General features: G+C 72.2%; 16 protein-coding genes. 12 read left to right on the top strand and 4 right to left on the bottom strand.

Annotation, left to right across the window (positions count from 1 at the left end):
• Positions 1 to 44: 44 nt before the first annotated feature.
• The 3 genes from ACIBLC_RS05170 to ACIBLC_RS05160 all read right to left on the bottom strand — a co-directional run bounded on the left by ACIBLC_RS05170 (position 45) and on the right by ACIBLC_RS05160 (position 2,101).
• The gene (locus ACIBLC_RS05170) at positions 45 to 761 is read right to left on the bottom strand and encodes a GAF and ANTAR domain-containing protein (RefSeq protein WP_399209326.1); all 717 of its coding nucleotides are present in this window, start codon (positions 759 to 761) and stop codon (positions 45 to 47) included.
• Positions 762 to 840: 79 nt separating this feature from the next.
• Positions 841 to 1,623, bottom strand: coding sequence for an ANTAR domain-containing protein (locus ACIBLC_RS05165; protein ID WP_399209325.1), 783 nt, complete (start codon positions 1,621 to 1,623; stop codon positions 841 to 843).
• Between the two features lie 79 nt (positions 1,624 to 1,702).
• Complete coding sequence (locus ACIBLC_RS05160) at positions 1,703 to 2,101, bottom strand: STAS domain-containing protein (RefSeq protein ID WP_399209324.1); 399 nt, start codon at positions 2,099 to 2,101, stop codon at positions 1,703 to 1,705.
• 498 nt (positions 2,102 to 2,599) lie between these two features.
• Between ACIBLC_RS05160 and ACIBLC_RS05155 the strand changes: the two genes are divergently transcribed.
• The 11 genes from ACIBLC_RS05155 to ACIBLC_RS05105 all read left to right on the top strand — a co-directional run bounded on the left by ACIBLC_RS05155 (position 2,600) and on the right by ACIBLC_RS05105 (position 15,424).
• Positions 2,600 to 3,376, top strand: a complete 777-nt coding sequence (locus tag ACIBLC_RS05155; RefSeq protein ID WP_399209322.1) for a hypothetical protein — start codon at positions 2,600 to 2,602, stop codon at positions 3,374 to 3,376.
• Positions 3,377 to 3,509: 133 nt separating this feature from the next.
• Positions 3,510 to 4,286, top strand: a complete 777-nt coding sequence (locus tag ACIBLC_RS05150; RefSeq protein WP_399209321.1) for a cupin domain-containing protein — start codon at positions 3,510 to 3,512, stop codon at positions 4,284 to 4,286.
• Positions 4,283 to 5,386 carry a hypothetical protein gene (locus ACIBLC_RS05145; protein WP_399209319.1) on the top strand — a complete coding sequence of 368 codons (1,104 nt, stop codon included), beginning with the start codon at positions 4,283 to 4,285 and terminating at the stop codon, positions 5,384 to 5,386. The genes ACIBLC_RS05150 and ACIBLC_RS05145 overlap by 4 nt, the downstream gene beginning before the upstream one ends.
• Positions 5,386 to 6,552, top strand: coding sequence for a hypothetical protein (locus tag ACIBLC_RS05140; protein ID WP_399209318.1), 1,167 nt, complete (start codon positions 5,386 to 5,388; stop codon positions 6,550 to 6,552). The genes ACIBLC_RS05145 and ACIBLC_RS05140 overlap by 1 nt, the downstream gene beginning before the upstream one ends.
• A gap of 48 nt (positions 6,553 to 6,600) precedes the next feature.
• Positions 6,601 to 7,491: a hypothetical protein gene (locus ACIBLC_RS05135; protein WP_399209317.1), complete on the top strand. Its 891-nt coding sequence runs from the start codon at positions 6,601 to 6,603 to the stop codon at positions 7,489 to 7,491.
• Positions 7,492 to 7,583: 92 nt separating this feature from the next.
• Positions 7,584 to 8,129, top strand: a complete 546-nt coding sequence (locus tag ACIBLC_RS05130; RefSeq protein ID WP_399209316.1) for a hypothetical protein — start codon at positions 7,584 to 7,586, stop codon at positions 8,127 to 8,129.
• A gap of 120 nt (positions 8,130 to 8,249) precedes the next feature.
• Entirely contained in the window at positions 8,250 to 10,070 is a 1,821-nt protein-coding gene (locus ACIBLC_RS05125; protein WP_399209314.1) for an asparagine synthetase B family protein, read from the top strand.
• A gap of 65 nt (positions 10,071 to 10,135) precedes the next feature.
• Positions 10,136 to 11,497 (top strand): aldehyde dehydrogenase family protein, encoded by a 1,362-nt coding sequence (locus ACIBLC_RS05120; RefSeq protein ID WP_399209313.1) that lies wholly within the window; start codon positions 10,136 to 10,138, stop codon positions 11,495 to 11,497.
• Positions 11,498 to 11,608: 111 nt separating this feature from the next.
• Entirely contained in the window at positions 11,609 to 13,561 is a 1,953-nt protein-coding gene (locus ACIBLC_RS05115) for an endo alpha-1,4 polygalactosaminidase (RefSeq protein ID WP_399209312.1), read from the top strand.
• A gap of 137 nt (positions 13,562 to 13,698) precedes the next feature.
• Entirely contained in the window at positions 13,699 to 15,144 is a 1,446-nt protein-coding gene (locus ACIBLC_RS05110; protein ID WP_399209311.1) for an FAD-binding oxidoreductase, read from the top strand.
• Entirely contained in the window at positions 15,131 to 15,424 is a 294-nt protein-coding gene (locus ACIBLC_RS05105; protein WP_399209310.1) for an NAD(P)-binding protein, read from the top strand. Before ACIBLC_RS05110 ends, ACIBLC_RS05105 begins: the two co-directional genes overlap by 14 nt.
• Before the next feature lie 61 nt (positions 15,425 to 15,485).
• Here the strand turns inward: ACIBLC_RS05105 and ACIBLC_RS05100 are convergent, their stop codons facing one another.
• On the bottom strand, positions 15,486 to 16,979 hold the full coding sequence (locus ACIBLC_RS05100; protein WP_399209309.1) for a serine/threonine-protein kinase: 1,494 nt from the start codon (positions 16,977 to 16,979) through the stop codon (positions 15,486 to 15,488).
• Positions 16,980 to 17,175: 196 nt separating this feature from the next.
• On the opposite strand from ACIBLC_RS05100, the gene ACIBLC_RS05095 reads away from it, so the two are divergent.
• Entirely contained in the window at positions 17,176 to 18,051 is an 876-nt protein-coding gene (locus ACIBLC_RS05095; RefSeq protein ID WP_399209308.1) for an alpha/beta fold hydrolase, read from the top strand.
• Positions 18,052 to 18,097: the final 46 nt, after the last annotated feature.

Raw genomic sequence — 18,097 nt, 5'->3', positions numbered from 1 at the left:
TCCAGCGGCGGGCGGCACCGCAGGCGGTGAGCTCCAGAGGGTGATCAGGCCAGCAGGCCGGGGAGTGGCTCGGAGTCGTCGATGAAGGCGCGGGCGACGTCGGAGAGACGGCGGTTGTGGGCGCGGGCGTAGCCGCGCAGTGCGGTGAAGGCCTGTTCCATGTCGACGTTCTGGCGTTCGGCGAGTTTGCCCTTGGCCTGCTCGATCAGTACGCGGCTGTTCAGCGCGGTCTGCAGCTGTTCGTTGAGGATCGTGCTGCGACGGCTGGAGCGTTGCTGCAACAGACTGATGGTGGCGACGTCTGCCAGGGCCTGGGCGATGAGTGTGCCCGCGGGGTCGAAGGGACCGGCGCCGGCGTGGAAGAGGTTCAGGGCGCCGACGACCTCGTCGCGCAGACGCATGGGCAGGGCCTGGACCGCCCCGAACCCGCTGTGGTGGGCCGCCCTGACGAACTGCGGCCAGCGGTCGGCCTCCCGGGTCAGGTCGGGGACGATCACCTGTGTGCCGGTGCGGAAGCATTCGAGGCAGGGGCCTTCGTCGTTCTGGAGCTGGAAGAGCTCGAGGAGGCGAACCCGTTCGTCGGAGGCGGCCATGACGCGGAGCTTGCCGTCCCGGTCGGCGAGCAGCACGCCGGCCGCGCTCGCGTCGAGCACGCCCACGCAGCGGTCGGTGAGCAGGCGCAGGAAGTCGATCAGGTCGAAGTCGGCGACCAGATTGTCCGCCAGCTCGACGAAGGTTTTGGCAAGGAGCTGCTGATTCATCGTGGGTACCCTCGATTGAGACTATTCCCGCGGGGAGAATGCGGGAAGTACGGAACGTTGATCGGACGGCATTGGCGCATCAGGGCTCCTCGTCGGTCTGGTCGGTCCGGTCGGACTCCGTCTCCGTCTCCGTCTCCGGGGAGAAGCGGAGCCGATGGGCCACTATGTCGGCGGCCACGTCGGCGAGCCGGCGTGCCCTCATGTAGGCGTAGGCGCGCAGCCGGACGAAGGCCTCCTCGATGCCGATGCCGAGTTGGACGGTGAGCATGCCGGTGGCCTGGTCGATCTCCGCCCGGTATCCGCCCAGGTCCTCGAAGCCGTGGTCCGGATCCGGGCCGCCGTCCGACGCGCCCGTCTCGTCGATCCGCGTATCGAGCAGGAGCAGTGTCGCGAGATCGGCGAAGGCCATGGCGTCGGCCAGCTGATCCGCGTCCAGCACGGTCGGCACGTCGGCGTACAGGTCCAGAACTCCCGGGCTGATCGCTCCCATCTGCAGGGGGAGGGCGAAGACGGCGGCCGCTCCGGCTTCGAGGGCCGCATCGGCGAACACGGGCCAGCGGTCCTGTAGTTCACCGGTGAGCAGGTTCGGCGTCAGGACGGCCGAGCCGTGGGCGAAGGCGTCCACGCATGGGCCCTCGCCCAGGGTGAGCTGGAGCTCTTCCAACCGCTCGCTGATGGCGTCGGTGCTGCACAGTGGATGGCTCCCCGCCGTCCTGGACATCGCCGACAGCCCGGCTCCGCCGACCGGCAGCGCGGCCACGGCGGCGGTGCACACGTCCATCACGCCGACCCGGGCAGCACGCAGGGCCGCCTGCTCGGCGACCAGCAGCTGGATACGGGCCGACCGGTTGTCGTACCTCACCCGGGCCACCGCGTCCGGGCCTCGCGGGCAGGTCCCGCCGGCGTGACGCCGAGCGGCAGTCCCTGCCCTCGCCGGGCGGTCACCACATATCACCTGAGGAGGAAGGCACCAGCTGTCCCTGCCGGTGAGAAGGAGCCGGAGCGGGCGGCGGGGGCCCGGACGGCAGGCCGAGGAGCAGGGACCCGGAGCCGGTGAGATCGAGCAGCAGAGCAAGGATCCGTGGCGGGCAGTGCAGTCGCAGGGTCCCGCCGGCCTCCGCGGTCCGCTGTGCGGCGTAGAGGAAGGTGTTGAGGCCGCTGCAGTCGCAGAAGGCGACGGGAGTGAGGTCGACGTCGATGGTGCGGATGCCGTCGTCGAGGCACCGTTCAAGCGCCGAGCGCACGAGCGGCGCCGATGCCAGGTCGATCTCACCGGCCAGGGTGATCAGGGCCCGGTTCCTCCGGTCGCGTCGATACACGGTGAGCTGCGGGAGTGGCATGACGCCTCGGATCTGAGAGCCGTCCGGCAGCCGACGCCGTGGTGCCGGATTCCCGGCCCGTCCTGGCGCGCTGTCGGCAGGGGCGTACGGTCGGCGGAGGCGGAGCGAAGGCCGGCCCAAGAGCCTGTACGGCAGGACAGGGATCCACCCAGTTCCCTCCAGGGATGCGCCGGGTGACGGACCAACAGCCCGCCCCTCGCAGCCATCTGTGTCGATCAACGACATAGGCGCCGGGGTCTGGGACGTCCGTACATCAGGGTAGTCGCTGCCCGGTGGTATGGGCGGTCCGAAAGCTGCCTATCTCAGAATGTGGACAGGGTGTGAGGTGGTGTCGGGCCCTGTCGCTGATCGCAGATGAAACACCGTCGGCGGGGCAGTCGTCCCGTTGTGCGTCCGTGTGGCGTGCGTATCGCTGAAGGGGCCTCAAGTGCCTTTGTGCGCAACCAAGTTGATTTCGACCATCCCGGGGCGCCGCTCCGGGACCGGCAAGGGGTGTTGATGGAGAAGTCCGTACAAGAAGAGCGAGAAGGACGGCAAGAGGAACAAGAGTCCAAACACAAGGTGCTCGACCTCACCGCTGTGCAGGTGGCGGCGAGCGCGCTCGCGACCGTGGTGGGCGCGGGGCTGGCGTCCCTGCTGGGAGTGACGGGGACGATCATCGGCGCCGCCGTGGTCAGTACCAGCGCGACCACCGGTGCCGCGGTCTTCCAGCACGCGTTCCGGCGGACCGGCGAGGAGATACGCAACCGGGTGCCCGTGGGAGGTGCCCGGACGCCGGGCGAGGAGCGTGCGGAGCAGCGGGCGGACGCCCGCGTGGCGTTCGGCGCACCGGGGGCCTCCGCGCCCGCCGCGCTCTCCGAGAGCGAGTCCGACACCACCTCGCGGAGTGGTTCCCGGTGGAAGTCCTTCGCCTGGAAGAAGTACGCCCTGGCGACGGGCCTGGTGTTCGCCCTCGGGATGGTGACGGTGACCGCGGTGGAACTGCTCGCCGGCAAGCCGGTGGCGGCCGTTCTCAAGAACGAGTCGGGCAGCGGAACCTCGGTGGGCGGCGGCACCGCCGGTGACCCCGCCCCCACCGACAGCGGGACACCCACATCCGGGGAGTCCGGCGACACGGAGTCGCAGCCGGACGACACCGCCTCGCCCGAGGCGAGCGCGACGCCGGACACCAGCTCCAGTGCCGACCCCGGTCCCAGCCCCAGCGCCAGCGCCCCGGCGTCGTCGGTGCCGTCCAGCGGAGATGCCGTGAGCAGTTCCGACGTCACCGCCGACTGAGCCCGGGGGACCGGGGGCGGAACGGCGGCACCGTTCGCCTCTGGGCTCCCCGGAGTTCGGCTTGTACGCTCCTGCTGTTCCGGATCTGCGCCGTACGATGCGGATGCGCGCGGAGAGCACAGGGGGAGTCTCTATGTCCGGCATATCTGAGGCGGTACCGCTCGGGCTGCTGTCGGGGAGGCTGCCCAGCGGGGTGGACCTCTACCTCCTCGGGCCGGACGGCGGGATCGTGTTCGCGGACCGGGAGGGCGCGCGGGAACTCGGTCCCGAGCGGGAGTTTCTCCGGTTCATCGACGACGGGCAGTTCGCCCACTATCTGGTGGGCGACGCGGCGACCTCTCCGGAGCGGCCCTCCAACGCGACCGTCAAGCTGGGTGTGGTCGGCCCGCGCAGCGCGTTCACTCCGCACGCCCACGGCGGCGAACACTTCGTGCTGAGCCTGGGGCACGCGGCGTGCGGCCTGTACGACGCGGCGCGGGGCGAGGTCACCGAAGTGCCGCTGTCGCCGGGCATGTTGATCCGGATTCCGGAGATGATGCCGCACTCCTTCGCCAACCGGGGCACCGCGCCGCTGACGATCCTGGCCGCGAACACCGGCTACGGCATCGATCACGAGGACTACGCGATCACCGCGGGGGAGGCGGAGCGGCGGGCGGCGGGGGTGCCCCACTTCGCCGGGCACGCCGGTTCCTCGGCCAACTCCGGTTCCCCCGGCGGTGACGAGCCGGCCGCACCGCTGACCACGGCCACCCGTCCCGCCCCCCTCGGCACCGACTACCGTGCTCTCGCCGCCGAGTGGCGGGCCATCGAGGACGTTCAGCGCGTACGGGGCGTGGGTGCCACGACCGTACGGGAGCGGCTCGCGGCGCGGCTGCGGCGGGTGGCGGGTGTGCTGGAGGGGCCACGGTGATCTGTCCGCACTGCGAGAAGTCGCTCCTGCGCAAGGAACGGCCCGGGAACGTCTGCGGATTCTGCAGGCGCACCTACGCGCTGGATCCCAAGACCAACGACCTGCGGCTCAGCGACCTGCGGGTGCGCAGAGTCATGGGCACCCTGACCGACCAGGGGCAACTGCCGTGCACACCGGGCCAGTTGTGGTACGCGCTGTCCCGGAAGTCGCTGCGTGAGAGCGGGGTGCAGCTCGGCTGCGGGTGTCTCCCGGCGTACTTCGGGGCCGCGCTCTGCTTTGTCGGGCTGATCACCCGGTTGCCGCTCGTCGCCGTAGGCGGCGGCCTGTTGCTGCTGGTCGCTCTCGGCTTGCTGATCGCGAAACAGGCGGGCGTCGGCCGCGGCCGGCCGAAGATCGCCCGCAGCGCCTTCCGGTCCGGCCCGCTCGCGGAGTGGCGGCGCGTCTACGGCTCCCTCCCACCCGGCATGGTCGACGACGACCGGCTCCCGGACAGAGCGGACGACCACCGGGTGTCGGGCAGAGCCGGCGACCACCGGCCCCCGTACGGACAAGCCGTCCCGGCAGCCGCCGCCACCGCCGCGCTGATCTGCCCCGACCTGTCCGTCGCCGTCTGCCTCGCCGCCGCCGGTGTGCCCGCGCGCCACGGCCTCACCCTTCTCACCGACCCGCGCCGGCTGACCGGATACGGCCCGGTGATCGTCCTGCACGACGCGAGCGCGCAGGGCCTGCTCCTCGTACGCCGGCTCCGCGTCGCCCTGCCGGGGCGGACCGTGATCGACGCCGGACTGCCGCTGCGCCGCCTGCGGGAGTCGCGGGGCGCGGTGCCGTTCCGGGACACCGGGCCGAGCGAGGCGGACATGGCCGAGCTCGCCGCCTCCGGCGAGTTCACCCCCGCCGAACTGAAGTGGCTGGCCAAGGGCTGGTCGTACCCGCTCGTCGGGGTGCCGCCAGCCCGGCTCCTGGCCGTCGTCGACCGGGTCGCCGAACGCGTCACCACCGCCGCCGACCCGCAACGCCGGCGCGCGGCCTCCCTCGGCTTCCTGACCTGGCCGGCACCGCCCGTGCCGCCGATGCCGTCGGCGCCGCCGAGGGGGACCTGATGATCTGCCCCCACTGCCGGGCCGCACTGCGGCGCAAGGAGCGGACGGGCAGGGTGTGCGTCCACTGCCGCCGCGGGTTCGCCCTCGACCCGGCAGAGCACGGCCGGGGCATGAACGACCTGCGGATCCAGCGCGTGGTCCACCGGCTGACGGACGGCGGACGGCTGCGGGTCACGCTCACCCAGCTGTGGTACCTGGCCAGAACCGGGAACCCCGTGCGACAGGCGACGACCCTGAGCCGTACGACGGTGAAGCGGTCGTGGCTCCGGTGGCTGGTGATCGTCCCGGTGCTGGCCGGACTGCTTCTCCTCGCCGCGGGGGTGATCACCGGACTCGTCGCCCTCGCCATCGCCGTGGGCCACGAACTGGTCTGGTTCCTCGCCCTCGCCGTTCTCGCGTTCTTCGTTCTCGCGGCCTGCCCCGCCATGTTCCGATGGGTGTTCGACACGTACGGGGACCTCGGCGGCGAACGTACGACACACACGTCCGAGCGGCCGCCGGGTGCGGACGTCGTGCCCTCGTACGCGGTGTTCCGCCACCTGATGGTCGGGCGGTGGACGCAGGCGTACGGCGGTCTGCCGGCCGGGATCATGGACGACGGGCCGTACACCGCGTCCGCGCCCCGGGAACGGCCCAGGGCCGTACTACTCAGCCTCGACCGGGCCGTCACCGCCTTCCTGGACGCCAACGGCCTGCCGGCCCGCCTCGCCGTCGCCCTGGCCACCACCACCGAGGACCTTCCGGACGACGACGTACCGGTGGTGGCGCTGCACGACGCCGGCGTACGGGGCGCGCTGCTGGCCCCGCGGTTGCGCGCGGCCAGGCCGGAGCGAGTGGTCGTGGACGTCGCGCCGCCGATCCGCGAGGCCATGCACAACCCGCACACGGTACGGCTCCACAAGGCACCCACCGACGCCGGGCCGGCCCTCGTGACCCGGCTGCGCGAGGAGGCCGGCCTGACGCTGACGGAGGCCGAGTGGCTGGCCGCTGGCTGGTGGAGCCCTCTCGCCGCGGTGCCGCCCGTGCTCCTGGAGTCGGTCGTCGAGCAGGCGGTCGAACGCGCGCTGGAACTGGACCGCGTACGGCACTCCGCGGCCTCGGTCGGCTTCCTTTCGTGGCCGGAACCGTCCGGCACGTCCGCGGCGCGGGGCGGGAGCACCGGATGAGTGGGCCGAGTGTCCGGGCGTGGACGTGAGAGAGGGCTGGATCATTCGATGACACTGCGACGCGGCACGGGGCGGCGGCCGGACACGGCACCGGGCCCGACCCCCGGCCCGCTGCTGGGCCGGGCGATCGCCCTCGGCGCCGCGCGGGCGGGTGCGCCGGGCGGGATCCGTTTCACGGAACGGCAGTTGTACTACGAGACGTGCCGAGTGCTGCGTCCCGCGCCGCCGGAGGGGCTGGCGCGGCGGATTCCCCGTACGCCGCCCCCGCCGCTGCGGCTGCCCCGGTTCACCCGGGCGCTGGACGCCCTGGGCGGGGAGGACACGCCCGGGCTGCTGCCGGAGCCGGTCGCGGCCCCTCCCGTCGGCGGGGCGCCGGCCCGGGAGCCCGACCTCTACGACTACGGCCTGCCCCGGCTGCTGATCTGCCAGGACCGGGGGATCGCACGGATGCTGCTCGCCAACCATCTGCACCTGGAGGCGGCCTGCCCCGTGCTGGCCGCCGAGGACGACCTGCCGCTCCGCCCCCGGCTCGTGGCGGCCCTGGAGCGGGCCGAGGGAGCCACCGTGTACGTACTGCACGACGCGAGCCCGGCCGGACTCACCCTGCCCGCGCGGGTACGGGCGGAGGTCGGGCCGGTGCCCGGCGTCCGGGTCGCCTCGCTCGGCCTCGTACCGCGGCAGGCGGCGGCGCTGCACCTGCTGTCCGGCCGCCGGCCGGCACCGGTGCCGGCTCTGGGACCGCTGCCCGCGGGGCTGCGGCCGCACGAGGTCGCCTGGCTGGCGGAGGGCCGGTTCACGGAGGTCGCCGCCGTGCGGCCGGCCCGGCTGCTGCGCACCGTACTGCGGCTCACCCGAGGACCGCGGCCACCCCGGAACTCCGTCTGGACCGAGCTGCGCGACATGCGCGGCACGGGCTTCATGACCTGGCCGGCCGTATGACGAACCGCACCTGGCCGGCCGTATGACCTTCCGCACCTGGCCTGCCGTATGACCACCCGCCTGAACCGCCGCAGACCCGAGGACCAGAGACGATGATCCGGCCACGCGAGATCGGCTACACCGACGAACTGCTCGCCGACGGCAGCGTTCACCGCGGCTACGACGACGGGCGGCAGGAATGGCGCCGCCGGGACCACCGCACCGGCCATGTCGTCCACTGGCACGACAACCGGGGCGCCTCCGGCACCGACGAACTGCTCGGGGACCGGATCATCAAGCGCGTGCTCGCCGACGGCACGGTGACCTACGGGCGGGACATCGGCTACGGCCGGACCCTGTGGGGCCGCGGCGAGACCGTGATGATCAACCGGACCTCGTTCGGCGGCCAGTTGGGCGCGATCCTCGTCGGTCTCGGTCTGGCGGGCCTGGCGATCTCCGCCACGCAGCTGCCTCCGCTGAGCCTGACGCCGGAGGAGGAAGAGGAGTTGCGCCAGCAGGCGCAGAACTCGTCGTCCGGCGGCAGCGGGGGAGACGGCGGTGGGGGCGACGGAGGCGACGGGGGCGGTGGGGACGATGTGTGGGACGGGTCCTGGGGCAGCGATGACGGCGGCGGGTGGAGTGATGACGACTTCGGCTGACGTGGACCCCGTACCCCCGTCCATCCGGACGCCCGTAATACCGGTGTACCCGTATGCCGGGGTGCCCGGACGCCCGGACCCGTCCCACACCGGCACGTCGGCACATGGAAGGAGCCGTTGATGGCGCGCTTCTGCGCCTGCCTGGCGCCCGCCCCCGCGCGGGCCGAGGACCATCTCGCCTCGATGGGCGCCGCCCCCGGCAGAACACCCGGCCTCACAACCGGCCTTGCCCTGGTCGAGGACGAACCCGGCCACGCGGAGGGGCCGTTCACCGCGCACGGGCTGACCGCTGTCGGCGAGGTCACCCTGCACAACCGGGCCGAGCTGCACACCGCGCTGGCCGCCGACAGCGCACCCGCGCCGCCGGGCTGCCCCGACGGCGAACTGCTGTTGCGCTGCTGGGCCCGGCTCGGCGCACGCGGAATCGCCCTGGCGGAGGGCATGTTCGCGCTCGCCGTCCTGGACGGCACCGAACTCGTGCTGATCCGCGACCACGTGGGCGCCCGTACTCTCTTCTACGCCCGTGCCGACGACTCCTGGGCAGCCTCCACCTCGCTGCGGGCGCTGCGCCGCTGGCCCGCTCTCGGCACCGGTCTGAACCTCGCCGCCGTACGCTCCTTCCTGACCTTCGCCTATCTGCCGGGCGAGGAGACGCTGCTGCGCGGCGTACGTGAGGTACTGCCCGGGCGGGTGCTGCGGCTCGCCGCGGACGGAACCGTCACCGAGCACGTGTACTGGGAGCCGCGCGAACATCTCAACGACGCCGCGGACCTCGCGTACGACGATCCGTCGGACCATGTGCTCGCCCTGCGCGCCCTGTTGGAGGAGGCCACCGCGTGCCGGCTCCCCGAGGCGGAGGGCGTCGGGGTGCTGCTGTCCGGCGGTATCGACAGCTCCCTGGTCACCGCCCTGGCCGCCAAGCTGCACGCCCACCCCGTGCACACCTACTCCATCAGCTTCGGCGACGAACTCCCCAACGAACTCGGCTACTCGGGCCTCGTCGCCGCCCACTGCCACACCCGGCACCGCGTCCTGACCGTCTCCGGCGACGCCGTGGCGGCCAGGCTCGCCGAGGCGGCCGCGCTCCTCGACAGTCCCGTCGGCGACCCGTTGACGGTGCCCAACCTGATGCTCGCCGAGGCGGTGGCGGGCGACGGGCTGCGGGTCGTGCTGAACGGCGAGGGTGGCGACCCGGTCTTCGGAGGGCCCAAGAACCTGCCGCTGCTGGTGCACGAGATGCATCACGGGGCGGCGGGCGCTTCCGGGACCTCCGGGTCCGTGGGGTCCTACGGGTCCTTCGGGTCCGGCGGGTCCTCCAGGGTCGAGGACCGTGCCACCGCCTATCTGCGCTCGTATCGCAAGTGCTGGACCGACATACCCGATCTGCTCACGCCGGACGCCCTGCGCGCCCTGGAGGACGCGCCGCCGCTCCAGCGGTTCGTCGAGCCCTACCTCACCGGCCCCGACCGGATGACGTACCTGCTCAACCAGCTCCTGCACTGCAATCTGCGGACCAAGGGCGCCCACCACATCCTCACCAAGGTCGAGCGGCTGACCGCCTCCCAGGGGCTTCAGGGCCGCGCCCCGCTCTTCGACCGGCGGGTCGTGGACCGCGCCTTCGCCACCCCGCCCGCCCTCAAGCTCCGTGGTACGGCGGAGAAGTGGGTACTGAAGGAGGCCGTACGGGATCTGCTGCCCGCCACCGTCGTGGACCGGCCCAAGAGCGGGATGCGGGTCCCGGTGCAGCAGTGGCTGAGCGGGCCGCTGCGGGACCTGGGCGGGGACCTGCTGCTCGGGCGGGCGGCGCGGCAGCGGGGGCTGTTCCGGCCCGACACCGTACGCACCTGGATGAGAGGCGATGGCACGCTGCTGCCCAGACAGGGCGGCAAGTTGTGGCTCGTGCTCACCCTGGAGCTGTGGCTGCGGTCCTACGGACTGTGACGCCCAGACCCACCTACCAGCATGAGCAGCACCAACGCTATCGGCACGAGGAGATTTCCATCAGCATGAACACCGTTCTCGTCGACCCCCGCACCGGCCGTGAACGCGGCACCGCCCCCATCGCCCGGGAGGACGAGGTGCGTTCGGCCGTGGCAGGCGCCCGGGCCGCGCTGCCCGGCTGGGGCGGGCTCACCCCGAAGGACAGGTCCCGTCGGCTGGAGCGGCTGGCCGCGCTGGTCGAGGAGCACTCCGCCGGGTACGTGGCCCGCGAGCGCGCCGGGACCGGCAAGCCGGACGCGGAGACGGCGGGCGAGGTCGAGCAACTCGCGGACCTGCTGCGGTTCTACGCCTCGGCCGTACGGGCCCAGTCGGCACCAGCCGCCGGACGGCTCGTCGACGGGCACGAGAGCTGGGTGCGCTGGGAGCCCGTCGGGGTGGTAGGGGTGATCGTTCCGTGGAACTACCCGCTGCTGATGTCCGCTTGGCGGTGCGCGCCCGCGCTGGCCGCGGGCAACACGGTGGTCGCCAAGCCCGCCGAGACCACCCCAGACAGCCTGGGGCTCCTCGCCGAACACGCCGCCGAAGCCCTCGGGCCCGACGTCCTCCAGTGCCTGCCCGGCGACCGGCGGACCGGCCGGCTCCTCGTCGAGGACCACGTCGACATGGTGGCCTTCACCGGCAGCGGCCGTGCCGGCGCCGATGTCGCGGCCCGTGCCGGGGGCCGCCGGGTCAGCCTCGAACTCGGCGGAAACGCACCGGCGCTCGTCCTCCCCGACGCGCCCGAGGACACCTGGAGGGAGCTGGCCCGCGCCTGCACCTACAACGCCGGTCAGAGCTGCGCCGCCCCCGCCCGCGTGATCACCCTCCGCGAGAACTACGAGACCGCCGTCCAGCGGCTCTCCGAGGCACTGTCCGCCCGTGTCGCGGGCCGCGACTTCGGGCCCCTCAACAACCCCGACCAGGCCGCCCGTTACGACCGGATCCTCGCCGCCTCCGCCGCCAAGCGGAGCATCGCCGGGGACATCGCCCCCGACTCGGGTGAGGAGTCCGGATTCTGGCGTCCCGCCCGCGTCCTCGCCGATCTGCCCGACGATGATCCGGCGGTCGTGGAGGAGGTCTTCGGCCCGCTGCTCACCGTCCAGGCCGCCGACGACCTGGACGCCGCGCTGGCCCTGGCCAACGGCGTCCCCCAGGCCCTCGCCGCCAGTGTCTGGACGGCTGACCTGTCCACCGGCCTCTCGCTGGCCGCCCGCCTCGACGCGGGTGAGACGTGGCTCAACTGCCACCTCGTACAGACCGCCGAACTTCCGCACGGCGGCCGGGGCGCATCGGGCCACGGGACGGATCTGAGCGCGCTCGCGCTGCACGAGTTCCAGCGGCCGAAGACGGTCACGGCACGGCTGACGACGGGCCGTTGGGAGAGCTGACCGCCTGGACCATCCGCGGGGACGTCGCACAACACGCCGACAGACCTCAGTACTAGTCTGATGTCCCTGAACAGCTTTTCGATACGGGGCACATGGGAAAGGTGATCAGCGATGTCGCTGAGGCCCGGCGATTTGGAGTCGATCGGCGACTACACGCTGATCGACCGGCTCGGTAGCGGCGGCATGGGCGTCGTCTATCTGGGGCGCTCGATCTCGGGGCGGCGGGTCGCGGTCAAGGTCGTGCACGCGCAGTACGCGCAGGACGACGAGTTCCGGGCCCGGTTCCGGCAGGAGATCGCGGCGGTCCGCCGGGTGAGCGGAGCGTTCACGGCCCCGGTGGTGGACGCCGATCCGGACGCCGAACAGCCGTGGATGGCGACGCTCTACGTGCCCGGTCGCACGCTGGCGGACGTCGTGTCCAACGACGGGCCGCTGCACGGCGGCGAGTTGTACGCGCTCGCGCTCGGTCTGGTCGAGGCGCTGCGCGACATCCACCGGGTGGGTGTGGTGCACCGTGACCTGAAGCCGAGCAACGTCCTGATGGCCGAGGACGGCCCCCGCGTCATCGACTTCGGCATCTCGCACGCCGTCGACAACCAAGCCCTCACCGTGACCGGGAGGTTGATCGGCACGCCGCCGTTCATGTCGCCGGAGCAGTTCGCCTCGCCGCGGGATGTCACCGTGGCCTCGGACGTGTTCTCGCTGGGCTCGCTGCTGGTGTACGCGGCCACCGGCAACCGGCCCTTCGACGGCAGCAGCCCGTACTTGACGGGCTATCAGGTGATGTACGAGGCGCCGGCCCTCAACGAGGTCCGGGAACCGCTGCGGAGCATCGCCGAACGCTGTCTGGACAAGGATCCGGGCGCCCGGCCCGAGCTCGCCGAACTGCACCACATGTTCCGGACGTTGTGGGATTCCGCCGCTTCGGAAGAGGCCGCTTCGGAAGAGACCGGCCCGGAAGAGGCCGACCCGGCAGCGGTCGCCGGAGAAGAGGTCCATGGGAAAGAGGTCCACGGGTCGGAGTCCGCCGGGGAAATGGTGCCCCGGGCAGCGGCCGACGCCGCGGAGGCCGAAGCCGGCCGGCGGGATTCCCGTACGGGCCCGATTCCGCGGGATCCGGTCACCTCCGGCGGAGCGGGGGCGGCGGACCTCACCCGGATCGGGACCAGACGTCGGGGGCGGCGGGTGCTCGTCGGCCTCGCCGCGGCCGTTGTCGTCACCGGGCTGAGCATCACCGCGGTGAAGACCATGTCGGACCAGGACGGCCCTTCCCAGTCGTCCAACGCGCCCGAGTCCACAGCGCCGTCGACCGGTTCATCCGCCGGTTCCTCCCCCTCGTCCGCGAACGCCGCCGCGGTGACGCTGCCGCCGAAGCACGTGCGGTGGGACTACCAGATCGGCGGCGCCTACCCCCCGCCGGCCGGTGTGCGGGTGGTCAGCCGGGACTGGCAGGACTCGCCCGCGCCGGGTGTCTACAACATCTGCAATGTCAACGCCTTCCTGGTCCAGGAGGGCGCGGCGGACGAATGGGACTCCGACCTGCTGCTGCGTGACGACGCCGGGAAGGTCGTCTACGACACGGACTGGAACGAGGCGGTCCTGGACATCCGTACGGACGCCAAGCGGCAGCGCGTCGCGGCCCAGGTGAACTCCTGGATCGACACGTGCGCGGCGAAGGGCTACAAGGCCGTCGAGCCCGACAACTACGACAGCTTCACCCGCTTCCCGGAGTACCTCCAGGCCGGCCAGGCCAAGGCGCTCATGAAGCTGCTGTCGACACACGCCCACCAGAAGGGCCTGGCCATCGCCCAGAAGAACACCCTTGACCTGGTTGCCGACCGGGTCTCCGTGGGGCTGGACTTCGCCGTGGTGGAGGGCTGCGGAGAGTGGAACGAGTGCGGTCAGTTCGCCGACGCGTTCGACAACAACGTGTTCATCGTCGAGTACACGACGAAGGGCCTGTCGCAGGTGTGCCCCGACTGGAGCAGCACGCTGAGCGTCATCCGCCGCGACGAACTCGTCGTGCCCAAGGGCACGAAGGGGTATGTCCACCAGTCCTGCTGACGCGAGAGCGTTACACATTCTCGCCCTGTTCCAGGTGATCCGGTCCACTCCGCGTTCCGTTGTCGGGGTTGGACGGCAGGAGGGAACGCCGTCGCAGCCCGACGCCTTTTCTTCAGAAGTCACCTGGAGCAGCAGAGATGGCAATCACGGAGGAGACCTCCAGAGCGCTCGGCACGTGTGCCGACGGGGACGGCGCGGCCCTGTGTCCACAGCCGGACCTGGGTGAACACCGCCCAAGGAAGGTCCGTGCGACCCGGTTCCCGAGCACCGCCGAGGAGGTCAGGCAGCATGTGCTCACCGCGCGGGCCGAAGGAACCCCGCTGTACCCGCTGAGCACCGGCCGCAACTGGGGCATGGGGTCGCGGTCGCCGGTGGTCGGCGACTGCACCGTGCTCGACCTGAGCCGGATGGACGCCATCCGTACGCTCGACCTGGACGACGGCTACGCGGTGGTCGAGCCGGGCGTGACGCAGCGTCAGCTCAGTGAGCTGCTTGAGGGCACGCCCTGGATGCTGAACGTCACCGCGGGATGCGCGGACGTCGGCGTAGTCGGCAACACGCTCGAACGCGGCGACGGCACGATCCGGGCCCGAGCGGAGGATCTGCTGGGCCTGGAGGTCGTACTCGGCACCGGCGAGATCCTGACCACCGGCGGTCTCGACCGGCACGGCAGGCGGTCCGGCACGGTCGCCGGACCCGACCTGACCCGGACCTTCGTACAGTCGAACCTCGGCGTCGTCACGGCCATGGCCATCAGCCTGATCCCGCGGCCCGAGGCGATCACGCTCATCCACGCGACGTTCGCCCGCGACGCGCTCGGCGCCGCCGCCGACGCCATGGTCCGGATCAGCAGGGCGCGCATTCCCACCAACGGCATGCTGCGGCTCAAGGACCTCTTCGTGATCCCGGACGGGTGCTCCGCGGCCGTCCCGGAGACCGCCGACCCGAGCACGATCACGATCCAGGTGCCGCTGCTCGGCTCACGGGCCGCCGTGGAGGACGCCGAACGCGGTATCCGCGACATCTTCCGGCAGTTCGCCGAGCCGATAGCGATCCGGTCGCTGGACACCGCCACGACCCCGGAGGACGACCCGCTGTACGCGCGTACCCGGTTCGCCCGGGGCACCCCGACCTGCGACGCGCTGCGGGCCGGCCTGCGGGTCGACACGTGTGCGCAGGTGGACGCGGCGCCCGTGGGCTGGCTGACGTTCCTTCCCGTCGTTCCGCTCCACCCGGTGAGCCTGGTCACCGCGGTCGAGCTGATGGCGATCGAGTCCGAACGGCACGGGACAGCCGGGATGCTCGAGTTCAACGTGATCTCCCAGCACTCCACCAACATGGTCACGCAGATCCCGTTCGTACGGGAGCCTGACTCGATCGAGCGCGCGCACGTGCTGCGCGCCACCGCACGGGACTCGTTCCTGCGTGCCGGCTTTCCGCCCTACCGGTCCAACATCGATCAGCAGCCGTGGGAGATCACCGACCGTTCGGCCGACTTCGAGGACGGTCCGCTGAGCGGGCTCAAGCGGCTCTGGGACCCGGACCGGATCATCGCCCCCGGGCGATATCTTGCGGGCTCCTGATGGTCGACGTCCCGCGGGGGAAACCCCCGGCGTCCGACATCGACTGCGTGATGTCGGGGCCGGTGTCGGCGGAGCACTGCCGGCCCTGCTCCTGGGCCGGGCGGGCCGGCGGGTGGTCGTGGTCGACGCGAGACCGGGGGTGAGCACCCGGGGCGCCGACTTCCTCAAACCCCGCGGCCTGCGCGTTCTCGCCGAGCACGAAGCTGCTGGAAGCGCTGCACGGCCGGTCTCCTGCCGGCGCGGCGGGAATGCCGTCCCCCGGTCACCCGGCCGACGGTGAATGCCGGCCTGGAGAGCGTGTGAGGCGGGGCGCCGGAAAGAGCGCCCGGGGGTTACGCCCGTCAGGAGCGGGTGCAGCGGCCCGTCGGAGCGGTGGCCGGCGGGCGGCACTGGAGGCCGAAGTCGTCCGAACTCGTGCTCAGGTAGCGGCCGATGCAGGTGTTCGCCGTGGTTCTGCCGCGCTCGGCGCAGTACGACAGGGCGGCGCCGCCGTCGGTGAAGGGACCCGGCGCGTAGATCACCCAGTAGCCGGGGCCCAGTGAGGCGTACCCGTCGCTGCGCAGGAAGACCGCGTCGGGCACGGACTCCCTGACGGCGGCGAGGCGTCTGTCCCGGGCGGCGGTTCCTGAGCTGACGGGTTCGGAGAAGAGCTGCGCGATCCAGCGGCCCGCCGCGGGTTTGTCCGAGGTCGCCGATCCGGTCGGGCTCGCCGACGGGCTGCCCGTGGCGCTCGGCGACGGCCGCGGCGCGGAACTGACCGCCGGCACCTCACTCGCCGGAGAGCCCGAACTCCCGCCCCCGCCCGCCTCCTTGGTGTCGTCGGACCCGCCACGCAGGCTCAGGAACAGCGCGCTCCCAGCCGCGAGCGCCAGCACGGCGGCCACGGCGACGGCGGCCTTCGCCTTCGTACGGTTCCGGGACCGGCCCCCGGAGTCCGGCGGCGGCCCCGGCCCGTCCAGCCGGGTGGGCGCGTGACTCGCGGGCGGCAGAGGAACCACGGCCGTCGACGTCCGCGACCCCCACCGCGCCGCCCTGCCCGACTCGACCTCGGCGAGCATCGAGTCGAGCCGTGCCGCGTCCGGCCGGGCCGCCGGATCCCGTACGAGCAGGGACTCCAGAACGGGGGCGAGCGGACCCGAACGGTGCGGGGGCGGCACCGGATCGTCGAGCACCGCGGCCAGGGTGGCGAGTGTCGTGGCGCGGCGCAGCGGACTGACGCCCTCCACGCAGACGTACAGGACGAGGCCGAGGGACCAGAAGTCGGAGGCCGGTTCGTCGCTGTGGCCGCGGATCCGCTCCGGGGCCATGTACTCGGGGGAGCCGACCAGTTCGCCGGTCATCGTCAGCGAGGTCGTGCCGTGCAGGGCCGCGATGCCGAAGTCGGTGAGGACCGCGGTGCCGTCCGGGCGCAGCAGGATGTTGGGGGGTTTGATGTCGCGGTGCCGGATGCCGGCGGTGTGCGCGGCGTGGAGCGCGGAGAGCAACTGCCGGCCGAGCCGGGCCGCCTCCACGGGCGTCAGGGGACCCTGGTCGAGTCTGTCCTGGAGCGTGATGCCGGGCACAAGCTCCATCACGATCCACGGATGGGGATCCACGTCCACGATGTGATGGACCGTCACCACGTTCGGATGACTGAGCCGGGCCAGCGCCCTGGCCTCCCGCAGCACCCGCTCGCGCACCGCCTCGGACGCCGCCGCGTCCGGCCGTACGGCCTTGAGGGCGACGTAGCGGTGCAGCACGGTGTCCAGGGCGCGCCACACCGTCCCCATCCCTCCGGTACCGAGCCGCTCGACCAGCTCGAACCGTCCGTCGACGAGATCCCCTGGTGCGTTCATGCGCGACAGAGTAGAACAGCGCGGGGGGCGCTCGCGCGACCCGGGCGGCCCAGGTCGCGGAGGTTTCCGGGCGGTTTCAAGTGGCCGGAAAATGACGCTCTGTTGAACTGTGGTTTCGTTTCGTGACGGGTACGCATGGGCAGGGTCCGGGCAGCGTTTGTCCCGGTCCGTCCGGACCGAGGGAGGGGGGAGCGCTGTGCACGACCATGTGCGGACGCCTGACGGCAGGCTTCTGCGCGTCGAGATCTCGGGCGATCCGCACGGGCGCCCGGTGTTCCTGCTGCACGGCATGCCCGGCAGCAGGGTCGGGCCCCGGCCGCGGCCCATGTTCCTCTACCAGTGCGGTACCCGCCTCATCAGCTACGACCGCCCCGGGTACGGCGGTTCGGACCGCAAGCCGGGGCGCCGTGTCGTCGATGTCGCGCAGGACGTGGCCGCCGTCGCCGACGCGCTCGGCCTCGACCGGTTCGCGGTGGCCGGCCGCTCCGGGGGCGCCCCGCACGCCCTGGCCTGTGCCGCGTTGATGCCGGACCGGGTGACGCGGGCCGCCGCGCTGGTCGGGCTCGCGCCGCGGAACGCGGAGGGGCTCGACTGGTTCGCGGGCATGGCGCCCTCGAACGTCAACGAGTTCAAGACCGCCTTCACCGACCCCGAGCGCTTCGTGGCCCGGCTGATTCCGCGGTCGGTCGCGATCCGGAACGACCCCGCGCGGCTCCTGGAGGAGCTGCGCCGCGAACTCACCGACGACGACCGGCAGATCGTCTCGGACAACGCCATCCGGTCGATGCTGGTGCGCAACTACCGCGAGGCGCTGCGGCATTCGCCGTACGGGTGGATCGACGACGCGCTCGCGCTGACCGGGGACTGGGGGTTCGACCCGGCGGACATCCAGGTGCCGGTGATGTTGTGGCACGGCGCGAAGGACGTCTTCTCACCGGCGTCCCACATGTCCTGGCTGGCCGCGCGGATCCCCCGCGCGACGGCCGTCCTCGAACCGACCGGCGCCCACTTCGCCGCGCTGCGGGCCCTGCCGAAGGTGTTCGGCTGGCTGCTGTCGGAATCCTCCGACTGACAGGGCCGGTCCCCCGGCGGGGACCGGTCACCTCAGAGGGACCGGG

The organism is Streptomyces sp. NPDC050535, assembly GCF_044457665.1.
Taxonomy (GTDB): domain Bacteria; phylum Actinomycetota; class Actinomycetes; order Streptomycetales; family Streptomycetaceae; genus Streptomyces.
This window is presented reverse-complemented; position numbering and strand designations above follow the sequence as displayed.

Bases quoted from the DNA above. Each gene is read 5' to 3' on its own strand.
- ACIBLC_RS05125 (WP_399209314.1), top strand. From the start codon at position 8,250: ATGGCGCGCTTCTGCGCCTGCCTGGCGCCCGCCCCCGCGCGGGCCGAG.
- ACIBLC_RS05110 (WP_399209311.1), top strand. From the start codon at position 13,699: ATGGCAATCACGGAGGAGACCTCCAGAGCGCTCGGCACGTGTGCCGAC.
- ACIBLC_RS05160 (WP_399209324.1), bottom strand. From the start codon at position 2,101: ATGCCACTCCCGCAGCTCACCGTGTATCGACGCGACCGGAGGAACCGG.
- ACIBLC_RS05170 (WP_399209326.1), bottom strand. From the start codon at position 761: ATGAATCAGCAGCTCCTTGCCAAAACCTTCGTCGAGCTGGCGGACAAT.
- ACIBLC_RS05150 (WP_399209321.1), top strand. From the start codon at position 3,510: ATGTCCGGCATATCTGAGGCGGTACCGCTCGGGCTGCTGTCGGGGAGG.
- ACIBLC_RS05140 (WP_399209318.1), top strand. From the start codon at position 5,386: ATGATCTGCCCCCACTGCCGGGCCGCACTGCGGCGCAAGGAGCGGACG.
- ACIBLC_RS05135 (WP_399209317.1), top strand. From the start codon at position 6,601: ATGACACTGCGACGCGGCACGGGGCGGCGGCCGGACACGGCACCGGGC.
- ACIBLC_RS05120 (WP_399209313.1), top strand. From the start codon at position 10,136: ATGAACACCGTTCTCGTCGACCCCCGCACCGGCCGTGAACGCGGCACC.
- ACIBLC_RS05130 (WP_399209316.1), top strand. From the start codon at position 7,584: ATGATCCGGCCACGCGAGATCGGCTACACCGACGAACTGCTCGCCGAC.
- ACIBLC_RS05115 (WP_399209312.1), top strand. From the start codon at position 11,609: ATGTCGCTGAGGCCCGGCGATTTGGAGTCGATCGGCGACTACACGCTG.
- ACIBLC_RS05155 (WP_399209322.1), top strand. From the start codon at position 2,600: ATGGAGAAGTCCGTACAAGAAGAGCGAGAAGGACGGCAAGAGGAACAA.
- ACIBLC_RS05100 (WP_399209309.1), bottom strand. From the start codon at position 16,979: ATGAACGCACCAGGGGATCTCGTCGACGGACGGTTCGAGCTGGTCGAG.